A 12,093-nucleotide genomic window follows, 5' to 3' on the forward strand; every position below is an offset into this window, starting at 1 on the left:
CGCGTCCGAATGGGCCGCAGGGCTAAAAATTGGCTGGATGCGACCAACCAAAGGAGCTCTTCAAATCAAATCACTTGGCGCTGGCCACCACCGTATCCGGCTGCCAGCCACCCCCCAGTGCCTTGTAGATCGCCACAATCCCGCGATACAAATCCACCTCGGCCTGGGCCTGGGAGTCTTCCGCCGCCAACCGCTCGCGCTGTGCGTCCAACAGCACCAGGAAGTCCACGGTGCCTTCGCGGTAGCGGATCGCCGCGAGGTCGGCGGCGGCGCGGCTGGATTCACTCTGACGGATCAGCGACACCAGGCGCTGCTGACGCTTGCCGTAGTCGCTGAACGCGTTCTCGGACTCTTCCAAGGCCAGCAGCACTTGTTGCTCGTACGTTGCCAGGGCGCCGTCGGCTTCGGCGTTGGCGCCGCGCAGACGGGCGCGCACGCTGCCCAGGTCGAAGGCGGCCCAGGTGATACTCGGGCCCAAGGACCAGGCATTGGCGGCGGCCGAACCAATTTGCGAACCACGCCCGGCGGTAAAGCCAAGGAAGCCGCTGAGGCTGACCCGTGGGAACAGGTCGGCCTTGGCCACGCCGATACGGGCGGTGGCGGCGGCCAGTTTGCGTTCGGCGCTGAGGATGTCCGGGCGACGTTGCAGCAACTGCCCCGGATCACCAATCGGCAACGCCTTGGCGATTGCTGGCAAGTCTTTGGGGCTCAGGTCCACAGTCAACTTGTCGGGGCGCTGGCCGAGGAGGGTGGCGATGCGGTTGCGCTCGCGCACCTGTTCGGCCTGCAGTTGCGGCACGCTGGCTTCGACGGCCGCCAGGCGTGCATCGGCGCGTTCCACATCCAACTGATCGCCAACACCGGCATCGCGCAGGCTCACGGTGATGGTGCGCGACTCCTGCTGGTTCTTCAGGTTGTCCAGGGCAATACGTTCACGCAGTTGCGCACCGCGCAGTTGCCCGTAGGCATCCACCAGTTCGGCAATCATGGTGACTTGCAGTTGGTACAGGTCCGCTTCGGCGACTTGTTGATCCGCGTCGCTGGCTTCCAGGTTACGGCGGATACGCCCGAACAAATCCACTTCCCAGGCCATGTCCAGCCCCAGGTCGTAGCGCTCGCTGTTGACGCGCTTGGTGGTCTGGCCGGGAATCTGGCCCTTGCCCACGTCGCTGCTGGCCCGGGAGGTGACCACTGGCATGATGTCGTTGGCCGCATCATCGCGGATCGCCCGTGCTGCCCGCAGGCGGGCAAAGGCCACGCGCAGGTCGCGGTTGCCGCTCAACGACTGGGTCACCAGTTGGTTGAGGGTGGGGTCGTCGAACTGCTGCCACCAGATACCTTCGTACTTGGCGTGGTCATAACTTTTGGTGTCGGCGGCGGCCGTGATATTGGCCGCCTCCAGGTTCTGGGTCTTGTAGTCCGGGCCCACGGCACAGGCGCTCAGCGCCAGTACCAGCAAGCTCGGCAAAAATACTTTCACGCTCATTGCTGTGTCTCCAGCTTCAAGGCCTTGGCCGCTTTGCGCGCCTCCTGGCGCTCTACATAGCGACGGATCAGTACGTAGAACACTGGCGTCAACAACAGACCGAAGAAGGTCACACCGATCATCCCGGAGAACACCGCCACGCCCATGGCATGGCGCATTTCAGCACCGGCCCCTGTGGACATCACCAGAGGCACCACACCCATGATGAACGCGAACGAGGTCATCAGGATCGGCCGCAGACGCAGGCGGCAGGCTTCTAATACTGCTGCCAGTGGGTCAAGCCCCTCGGCCTGTTTGTCCTTGGCGAACTCGACGATCAGAATCGCGTTCTTGCATGCCAGGCCCACCAGTACGATCAGGCCGATCTGGGTGAAGATGTTGTTGTCGCTGCCCGAGATGATCACCCCGGTGATGGCCGACAGCAGCGTCATCGGTACGATCAGGATCACCGCCAGTGGCAGGCTCCAGCTTTCGTATTGGGCGGCCAGTACCAGGAACGCCAGCAATACGCAGAGCGGGAATACAAACAGCGCCGTGTTACCCGAGAGGATTTGCTGATAGGTCAGGTCGGTCCACTCGTAGGTCATGCCGTTGGGCAGTTCGTCTTTCAACAGTTTTTCAATCGCCGCTTCAGCCTGGCCCGAGCTGTAGCCCGGTGCGGCGTTGCCGTTGATTTCTGCGGTGATAAAACCGTTGTAGTGCATCACGCGGTCCGGCCCCGAGGTGTCGCTGACCTTGATGAAGGTCGCCAGCGGGATCATCTCGCCTTTGTTGTTACGCACTTTCAGCTGGCCGATCTGGTCTTGGTCCTGGCGGAACTGTTGTTCAGCCTGCACGTTGACCTGATAGGTACGGCCAAAACGGTTGAAGTCGTTGGCATACAGCGAGCCCAGGTAGACCTGCAGGGTGTCGAAGATGTCGCTGATCGCCACGCCGTGGGTCTTGGCTTTTTCACGGTCGATGGCCGCATCCACCTGGGGCACGTTGACCGTGTAGCTGGTGAACAGGCCGAACAGTTCAGGCACGTTATGGCTCTTGGCAATGACGTTCTGCACTTCTTTGTACAGCTCGTCGTAACCCAGGTTGCCACGGTCTTCGATCTGCAGGCGGAACCCGCCAATGGTGCCCAGGCCCTGTACCGGCGGCGGTGGGAAGATCGCCATGTAGGCTTCCTGGATGCTGCTGTACTTGCCGTTCAATGCACCGGCAATGGCGCCTGCCGACATGCTCGGGTCTTTGCGCTCATCGAACGGCTTCAAGGTCACGAACACGATGCCGCTGTTGGGGCTGTTGGTGAACCCATTGATCGACAGGCCCGGGAACGCAATGGCGCTTTCCACACCCGGTTGCTTCAGGGCAATGTCGGACATGCGCTTGATCACGTTTTCGGTGCGATCCAGGCTGGCGGCGTCCGGCAGTTGGGCGAAGGCCACCAGGTATTGCTTGTCCTGGGCCGGTACGAAACCCGTTGGCGTGTGGGCAAAGCCCAACCAGGTCAGCACCATCAGGCCGGCGTACAGGAACAAGGCGATACCGCTGCCGCGAATCACCCGGCGAACGGTGCCGACGTAGCCATGGCTGGCCTTGTCGAAAAAGCGGTTGAAGGGTTTGAACAACCAACCACCGAGCACCTTGTCGAGGAACCGGGAGAAGCGGTCTTTCGGTGCGTCATGGCCCTTGAGCAACACCGCAGCCAGGGCGGGCGACAGGGTCAGTGAGTTGAACGCCGAGATCACCGTGGAGATCGCAATGGTCAACGCAAACTGCTTATAGAACTGGCCGGTCAAGCCGCTGATAAAGGCCGCAGGTACGAACACCGCACACAGCACCAGCGCGGTGGCGATGATCGGGCCAGTCACTTCGCCCATGGCCTTTTCGGTAGCCGGGAAGGGATCCAGGCCCAGCTCGATGTTGCGTTCGACGTTTTCCACCACCACGATGGCGTCGTCCACCACGATACCAATGGCCAACACCAGTCCGAACAGTGACAGCGCGTTAAGCGAGAAGCCAAACAGGTGCATCACCGCAAACGTACCGATCAAGGATACCGGCACCGCCACCAACGGAATGATCGAGGCGCGCCAGGTCTGCAGGAACAAGATCACCACCAGTACCACCAGCACCAGGGCTTCGAACAGGGTGTGAATCACCGCTTCGATGGAGCCGCGCACGAAGATGGTCGGGTCGTAGGCGATGCGGTAGTCCATGCCTTGCGGGAAGCTCTTTTTCAGCTCCGCCATTTTGGCGCGCACATCGTTGGAGATATCGATGGCGTTGGAGCCCGGACGCTGGAAGATCGGAATCGCCACTGCCGGTTGGTTGTCGATCAACGAACGCAGGGCGTATTGGCTAGAGCCCAGCTCCACCCGTGCGATGTCTTTGAGGCGGGTGATTTCACCGTTGTCGCCGGAGCGAATCACGATGTTTTCGAACTCTTCCTCAGTGACCAGACGGCCTTGGGTGTTGACCGACAATTGAAAGCTGGTGTCACTCGGCGCCGGCTGGGCACCCAGTGCACCGGCGGCAACCTGGCGGTTCTGCTCGCGAATGGCCGTCACCACGTCGGTGGCGGTGAGGTTGCGCGAAGCGGTCTTGTTCGGGTCCAGCCATACACGCAGGGAGTAGTCGCCCATACCGAACAACTGCACATCGCCCACGCCGCCCAAGCGCGCCAGTTCATCCTTGATATTGAGGATGGCGTAGTTGGACAGGTAGAGCATGTCGTAGCGCTGATCCGGTGAGGTCAGGTGCACCACCATGGTCAGGTCGGGGGAGGCCTTGTCCACGGTGATACCGATGCGCGTCACTTCCTCAGGCAGCTTTGGCTGCGTCCGGGTGACACGGTTTTGTACCTGCACTTGCGCGTTGTCCAGGTCGGTACCCAGGGCGAACGTGATGGTCAGGGTCAGCTTGCCGTCGGCGGTCGACTGCGAGGACATGTACAGCATGTTCTCGACGCCAGTAATGGCTTGCTCCAGGGGCGCGGCCACGGTTTCACCAATGACCTTGGGGTTGGCACCGGGGAAGTTGGCACGTACCACCACGGTGGGCGGCACCACTTCCGGGTATTCGCTGATGGGCAATTGGAACAGCGAGATCGCGCCGGCAATCAGGATCAGCAGCGACAGCACCGCTGCGAAGATCGGTCGCGAAATGAAGAACTTGGAAAAATTCATCTGGAGTCGTATCCCTTAACCGCGTGGAGCCGCAACGACTGCGAGCTTGGGCGCGGTTTTATCCGGCGCCACTTGCTCCAGGTTGCTGGCTTCAAGGGCTTGTCGTTGTTGAGCCAAGGCGGCGAGGGTTTCCTTGCTGGCCATCGGTACCGTTTCCAGTGCGACGGGCGAGCCAGGGCGCACGCGCTGCAGGCCCTTGACGATAATGGTGTCGTCCTTGTTCAGGCCGCTGCGAACGATGCGCAAGCCTTCGATCTTCGGCCCCAGTTCCACCGAGCGATAAGCCGGTTTGTCGCCGTCCATCACCAGCACGAACTTCTTGCCCAGGTCGGTGCCTACGGCTTCGTCGTTGATCAACACCGCCGAATAGGTACCGCTGCCAACCAGCTTCAGGCGGGCATACAGGCCAGGGGTGTATTCGCCCTTGCTGTTATCGAACACGGCGCGGCCACGGATGGTGCCGGTAGCGGGGTTGACCTGGTTGTCGACAAAGTTCATCTGGCCCAGGTGCGGGTTGCCGGTTTCGTTGGACAAGCCCAGGTATACAGGGGTGGTTGCGCCGCGACGGCCTTGGCGAGCCAGCTCGGTGTACTTGAGGAACACGCGCTCATCGGCGTCGAAGTAGGCGTAGACCTTGTCAGTGGAGACCACGCTGGTCAGCGGCGTCACATCGGCGGTAACCAGGTTGCCGGCGGTGATTTCGGCACGGCTGACACGGCCGCTGATGGGCGAGGTTACGCGGGTAAAGCTCAGGTTCAATTTCGCCAGGTCCAACTGTGCCTGGATGCCGGCAACTGCTGCACGGGCCTCTTGGGCGGCGGTGGTACGCGAGTCGGCCAGTTCGGCGGAAATCGCATTGCTCTGGCGCAGACGCTCACCGCGCTGGGCTTCGTTATCGCTGCGGGTGGCGGCCGCGCGGGTCTGTTGAAGCTGGGCTTCGAGGCGACGCACTTCAGCCTGGAACGGACGCGGGTCGATTTGGAACAGCAGGTCGCCTTTCTTCACCAAAGCGCCTTCGGTGAACGCTACCTGGTCAATCTGGCCAGACACCCGTGGACGAATCTGCACGGTTTCCGGCGCTTCCAGGCGACCAGTGAATTCGTCCCACTCGTTGACCGGTTGCTCCAGCACCTTGGCCACGCTGACGCTCGCAGCAGGCATGGCGGCCGCTTGTTCCGGGGACTTGCCGCATGCGCTCATCACCACCACGGCCAAAATCGCCAGGGGGAAGCGCAAATGTTTGAGTGACTGTTCCATGAGGTGCATCCGCCAATGTATTTGAGATGGGCGGATCATGCGCGGCGAGGTGCTATGTCACGAATCGAATGAAGTAAAGGTAACTATCATTCGGAATGATATAAGCGCGAGATTAGCCCTCTAGCATGGGGGTTTCGTTAGGGTGCTATCAATGTCGCTGATGACAAAGGATTGTTACAGGGCGTGCAATACACTTTAAATGTGGGAGCGGGCTTGCTCGCGAAGGCAGTGTGTCGGCCAATATATTAGGTGACTGACCCACCGCATTCGCGAGCAAGCCCGCTCCCACATTTGGATGTGCGTGTATGATTGCTCAGGCTACAACGCGCCAAACCCCACCTGCACCGTTAGCGCTCCCTGGTTATCCCCCAACCCAATCCCATACCTGCCCTCAAGATCATCATTGATACACAGCTGTAATTCCCCTATCTGCCCCGGCGGAATTTCTGCCAAATCCCCCACCAAAAATGGCGTGCCGCCACTGCCCACGCGCCCGATCAGCGCGCCTTCATTGGCCCCTGGCAAGGTGTAGCCCGCCTTGGCAATCAAGCCTGGGCTGCCATTGCCATCCACGATGCCGCCCACCGGGCTGGCCAGCCATTTTCCACTCACATACCGTACCAACCGTGGGCTTGGCCCGCTGATCTGCACGCCGGTGCCTTGCCAGGGCTGGTTGGCTTGCACCTGCACCGTGGTGGCTTTCAGGTCGTTGCACAGGGTGTCGCCAGCCTGGATCGACAGCGCGGCGATGGTCAGGCTTGGGTTGGAGGTGCCGGTGGTGGGGAACACGCCGTCGCCCACCAGGAACAGGTTAGCGTGGTCCCAGCTGCGTTGGTATTTGTCCACTACCGAAGTCTTGGGATCGGCGCCCATGCGGTAGGTGCCCATCAGGTGCCCGGCGCCCTGGAAGGAATAGGATTCGCCTTGGTAATCGAACAACCCTGGCGCGATATCGGCGGTCAGTTCCGTGGCACCCAACAGTTCGGTGATTACATGGCTGGCGAGGATGCGTGCCTGTTTGAAACCCTCCTTGGTGTAGTCCGACAGGTCGTAGTGGATCTCCGGGCGCGGGATGCCCAGGCGGTCCTTGTATTGGCTGGAGGGCACGATGTAGCAGTTGGCGTTGTTGGGGTCGTCCTCGACTTGTTCCACCAGGAAACCCACGCGAAATTGCCGCGTGAGCAGGTTGTTCAACTGCTGCACCAGCGCTGTGCCGAACAGCACCTGTGGCGCGCCGCCTGCATTGGGCAGCGGGTTGGTGCGGCTGACGTTGGTGCCGTCGATCAGGTCGGCGACGGTGGTGTAGGGGTCGCCAATCGGCCAGTTGAAGCCCTCGTTGCCGATCTCGATGCGCCACGCCGCACGCTGGCTGCGAAACGCGCCGTCACGCAGGCTTTCGATGCCGGAGGTGGACACCGGCCCACGGTATGGGAACACCGTCTTGCCCTCGGGCATCAAGCCCCACGCCAGGTAGATCGGGTGGTCCGCCAGGCTGCGACCGACCTGGCCGCTGCTGTTGGCCACGCCGTTGGGCCAAGCGCTGCTGGTGGAGTTGAGCAGCAGTTTCGGCGTTTCGATGGCATGGGCGGCGATCACATAACGCTGGCCCACCGCTACGCCCGTACCGGTCGCTGGCCCATCGCCCAGTTGGTACTGGATGAACTCGATGCCGCTGATGGTCTTGTCCGCCGCCACCGTGACCGTGCTCGCCACGGTCTTGTACAGCACCCGCACATTGCCGGTGTTGAGCGCGTTGTTCATGGTCACCGTAGCGTCGTACTTGGCCTGGATCGGGCAAATCGGCGTGCAGTTGGTATTGCCCGCGCATACCCGCCGTCCGGCGTACGGCTGGGAGTTGCGCCCGGCCGGGGTCGGGCTGACCACCAGGGGCAAACCCTGGAACGACTGGCCCTGCACCGCGCTGACGAAACTACCATCCACCAGTGACAGCGGGATGCTGGTCATCGGGAATTCGTAGTTGGCAGGAAAGGTGATGCCCAGGTAGGCCTGATCGGCCACATTGGCCGCCACGCCGATTTCCGCTTCGGCCCGGCAATAGGCACTCTGCAGGTCGTTGTAGCCGATGGGCCAATCCACCCCCACGCCGTACAGTGACTTCATGCGAAAGTCGTTGGGCAGCATGCGCAGGCATGTGGCGACCCAATGCCAGGTGGTGCCGCCGCCCACGCGCTCATAGGTGCTGGTGAACGGCAACGGGCCTTTCTGCACCAGGTAACTGATGTTGGGGTTGTTCCAGCCATTGATCAAGTCGGCAATGGTGGCGCGGGGCGCGTTCTGCTCGGCGGGGTTGCGCGCCGGGCTCAAGGTGCTCACGGGCGGGTAGGGCGACTCGGGGGTCTTCAGTGTCGCAGTGTAGAAACGCTCCAGGTATTGGTTGCGGTTGGGCGGGATCTCCGGGCCGGACTCCAGTACCAATACCTTCACACCTGCCAGGCCCAGTTGATAGGCAATGAGGCTGCCCGCCAGACCCGCACCGACGATCACTACATCTGCTTGTTCGGTACTCATGACGATGCTCCTGATTGTGTGCTGGCGGGTACTCCGGTGAAGTCCTCAAGGCTCGGCGGCGGGCTGTTCCAGTAGCCAAAAAAGAACTCGCTGTAGCCCATGGGGTGGGCTTGGGCGATATTCCACGCCCAACTCTGGGTGTAGGCCTCATCGCTGACCACGGTTTGCTCACCGGAGGGGAACGCGCCTTGGGCGTAAGGCTGGTACCACACCCCCAGCAGCCACAGTTTCATGATCGCGCGCGCGGCCTGGGCGGTTTGCGTCGGGGCGGGCTGGCCGTTTTGCATCAGGATTGCCGTGCCGATTTGCTGCGGTGTCGCCTGCTCGGCCACCAGCGCTGTGTATTGGGCGAGCAGGGCACTGAGTACGCCTTGCCCCAGGCGCGGGCCGATGAAGTTGAGAAAGGTGGTGGGCAGGCCGATGGGGTCCACGGAGGGCGCCAACAGGTCCTGATTGATGCCGGTGAGCACTACGCTCAGGCCGGTGAAATTGTCCAGGTCGGTACTCATGGCTGACTCCTTGTCACACCGGTGGATTGGGCACGTTCGAGCAGGTAGGTGAAGTCCGCAAAGCTGGTGCGAGGCGACTGGGTTACATGGGTGGCGGCGTTACCGTGACACGCGATGCAACTGGATGAGGCCTGGGGCACGATGCCCTGGATATAGGTCTCCAGCGTGGCATTGGCGAGGAACGACGGTGCCGGCTTGCCCAGCGGCACCGTGGCCGAGATCTGGCACGGCGGCTGGCCGCTGAGGGTGGGCCACTGGGTGCTGATCAACTGGTAGTTGGCCCAAACGCTGCTGGGGTTCACCGTGCGCAACAGGGTCTGATAGGTGTTGTTAAGCGCCTTGGTGGCGTCGGTCAGCGGAATCTCCCGCACGATTTGCGACGGCGTAGCCTTCACTGCCGGGTTCCAGGGGCGTGGCGGCGGCTGGTTGACCTCGGTATGGTTGCTGGCGTTGTAGAACAGGTAAGGCCCTTTACGCTCGGCGGGCGGCGTGGTTTTTTCCGGCACATTGTCGACATGCTCGAAGGTCGACCACACCCACTGCGGCGCACTGGTGGTCTTGTGCACGATATGCAGCCCCACCAGGCCCACCGGCTCGGCCGTGCAGGATTCGGCCACCACCGGCCCCTTGCTCGGGTCGCTGTTGCCCGGCGTATACACCAAGGCATCTACTGTATGGAAACTGCCAGGCTTGTCGTTGCCATCCAGCACCTTCCACGACGCCTTGACCATCAGCGAACCCACTTCGCTGGTCGCCGGGTTGCCGCAACTGAACGCCACCGCATTGGTCGGGCTGGCGGCAAAGAACGCCTGCTGGCCCTGGACGCTATACAGGCCGTTGTTGACGATGCCATCGAACATCGACTGGTTGACCACGATTTCATTGCGCGTGTACACGCCGCTCTGGTCCACCAGCGGGCCGCTTTCAAACGGCTGGATAAACTCGTCCAGCACATCCGGAACCTTGCCCATTTGTTGCAGCAAACGACCCGAACCCTTGCCCTCACAGGCTTTGGGCACAGCCGCCGGCGCACGGAAAGGCAACGGTTTTTGCCCTTGAGGCAGGAACACTTGGTAACTCTCCTTGTAGCTTTCCCACACCGTGGCCGCGTCCTGCTGGCCGATCTGCACGCCGGTGTTGGGGTTGCCGTCGGCCAGGGCTGGCCAGTTCAGCGCGATAAACGTCTGCCACGACATTTCATCGAAGTTCTGTTGCAGGCTGGTGAGGGAAAATGGCGGTGTGGCCGTGACATCGAAGGGGATTTGCGTAGACAGCGTGGGGGCCGCGACGACCAGCGGGCTCAGCAATGCACCAAACAGCGCGCAGCTGAACCCAGGCCGGGGGCGATGGGTTTCCTTTCTCATCGTTATCTCCAGGGCATCAGGCGCCAGGAGACAGGGGCCCGTCATGGACTCTTCAATGCGCCTCCTGGCACGGGCTTGAGAGTAGATAAGGTTGGAAATACGGGTGTATGGGCGACTAGATTTATTCGTAATAAAAACAATCGCTAATGGCTGTCATGCGGGCCCTTGGTCGGCACTGAAGCGGCGTTGATTGGGTCACCTATTCGCAGCCCTTTGCAGACACCCGGTGTTGGTGGCGCAACACCTGTTCAATAAAGTGCTTGATCCTACCATTGGGCAGTGTGCGGGTAGCGGCTTCAAGACCCTGAATATAAAGGTTCTCGCCGTTGGCATGAATTGTGGTTGCTGCCCAATGAAGCAACCGATGCCTCAACCCGACAACGGGAGGGAACCCCTCACTTCTCATAAGAACCCACACCCATGCACAACGTCTTGCAACGCACCCTCATCGCCAGTCTGGTGGCGCTCACCACGCTGGGCGCGCTACTGCCGGCCGCCGCTCAGGCCGCCAATGATCAACAGTTCATACCCTTGGCCACCTACCGCGTCGGCGCGTACGCCTCCAGTGGCATTCCGTGGTGGGCGGGGGAGATTGACTACTTTCGTTATATCAATGAGGTCGAAGGCGGTGTGAATGGCGTCAAGCTGGTCTGGCAGGAATGCGAGACCGAGTGGAAGACCGACCGTATCATCGAATGCTATGAGCGCTACAAAGGCGGCCTGGACGGCGCGCCCACGGGGTTCTTTTTCACCCACAGCACACCTGCGTCCTATGCATTGATGGACCGTGCGGCCAAGGACCACATCCCGTTGATCGACGGCGCGGGCGGGCGTACCGAGTCCACCGACGGCCGTGTGTTCCCCTATGCATTCCCGTTGCTGCTCAACTACTACGGCCAGGCTTCGGTGGGCATCAACTACATCGCCGAGCGTGAAGGTGGCCTGGACAAGCTCAAGGGCAAGAAGATCGTCACGGTCTATCACGACTCCGCCTACGGCCGCGAAACCCAGGCGGCGATGCAGTTGCTGGCGCGAAAGTATGGCTTCGAGAATATCCAGATCCCGGTGGCCGACCCCGGCAATGAACAATCCACCCAATGGCGCCAGGTGCGCCAGATCAACCCGGACTGGGTATTCCTGCGTACCTGGGGCGTATCCACACCGGTCGCAATCAAGACCGCCGTGCGGTTTGGCGTGCCGGTGGACCGCCTGATCGGCGATGTATGGGCCGGCTCCGAAGCCGATGTGATTCCTGCCGGCACCGCCGCCAAAGGCTATCAGGCCCTGGCGCCATTTCCCGGTGGCGACAGCTTCGAGATACATCGCAAGCTCAAACAGTTCATCCTCGATCCGGGCAAGAGCAACCTTAAAGACCCCAGCTACTTCGGCAAGGTCTACTACAACATCGGCCTGATCAACGCCGCGATCGCCGTCGAGGCCCTGCGCACCGGCCAGGCCAAGTTCGGCAACCGTGCGCTGAATGGGGAAGAAACCCGCTGGGCGTTCGAACATCTGGATATTGACGCCGCTCGGCTCAAGGCCCTGGGGTTTGAAGGCTTGCTGGCGCCGTTGAAGTTGTCGTGCGCCGATCATGAAGGTGGCGGCTCGGCGCGGGTGCAGCAGTGGGATGGGCAAAAGTGGGTGTTGGTGACTGATTGGTTGCAGGCTGACCGCGCCACCTTGCGCCCACTGATCGAGGCCAAATCCGCCGCGTATGCCCAGGAGAAGGGCATCGTGGCACGGGATTGCTCTGCCCAATAAACCGCCAATAC

7 protein-coding genes are annotated in these 12,093 nt (G+C 61.5%); 1 reads left to right on the forward strand and 6 read right to left on the reverse strand.

Annotated features, from left to right (window positions below):
* Positions 1 to 70 precede the first annotated feature (70 nt).
* From DYL59_RS18670 to DYL59_RS18695, 6 genes are all read right to left on the reverse strand, one after another.
* Positions 71 to 1,486: an efflux transporter outer membrane subunit gene (locus DYL59_RS18670; protein ID WP_135290494.1), complete on the reverse strand. Its 1,416-nt coding sequence runs from the start codon at positions 1,484 to 1,486 to the stop codon at positions 71 to 73.
* Complete coding sequence (locus tag DYL59_RS18675; protein WP_135290495.1) at positions 1,483 to 4,662, reverse strand: efflux RND transporter permease subunit; 3,180 nt, start codon at positions 4,660 to 4,662, stop codon at positions 1,483 to 1,485. The genes DYL59_RS18670 and DYL59_RS18675 overlap by 4 nt, the downstream gene beginning before the upstream one ends.
* A gap of 15 nt (positions 4,663 to 4,677) precedes the next feature.
* On the reverse strand, positions 4,678 to 5,919 hold the full coding sequence (mexE, locus tag DYL59_RS18680) for a multidrug efflux RND transporter periplasmic adaptor subunit MexE (protein WP_135290496.1): 1,242 nt from the start codon (positions 5,917 to 5,919) through the stop codon (positions 4,678 to 4,680).
* A 318-nt stretch (positions 5,920 to 6,237) separates the two neighbouring features.
* On the reverse strand, positions 6,238 to 8,448 hold the full coding sequence (locus DYL59_RS18685) for a GMC family oxidoreductase (RefSeq protein ID WP_135290497.1): 2,211 nt from the start codon (positions 8,446 to 8,448) through the stop codon (positions 6,238 to 6,240).
* Positions 8,445 to 8,957, reverse strand: a complete 513-nt coding sequence (locus DYL59_RS18690) for a sorbitol dehydrogenase (protein WP_135290498.1) — start codon at positions 8,955 to 8,957, stop codon at positions 8,445 to 8,447. Before DYL59_RS18690 ends, DYL59_RS18685 begins: the two co-directional genes overlap by 4 nt.
* A complete protein-coding gene (locus tag DYL59_RS18695; RefSeq protein WP_135290499.1) occupies positions 8,954 to 10,321 on the reverse strand; it encodes a cytochrome C in 1,368 nt (455 codons plus the stop codon). The genes DYL59_RS18690 and DYL59_RS18695 overlap by 4 nt, the downstream gene beginning before the upstream one ends.
* 420 nt (positions 10,322 to 10,741) lie before the next feature.
* Here DYL59_RS18695 and DYL59_RS18700 point away from each other — a divergent pair, with 420 nt between their 5' ends.
* Positions 10,742 to 12,082, forward strand: a complete 1,341-nt coding sequence (locus tag DYL59_RS18700; protein ID WP_135290500.1) for an ABC transporter substrate-binding protein — start codon at positions 10,742 to 10,744, stop codon at positions 12,080 to 12,082.
* The last annotated feature ends 11 nt before the right edge of the window (positions 12,083 to 12,093 follow it).

The organism is Pseudomonas kairouanensis, assembly GCF_004682055.1.
Classification (GTDB): Bacteria; Pseudomonadota; Gammaproteobacteria; order Pseudomonadales; family Pseudomonadaceae; genus Aquipseudomonas; species Aquipseudomonas kairouanensis.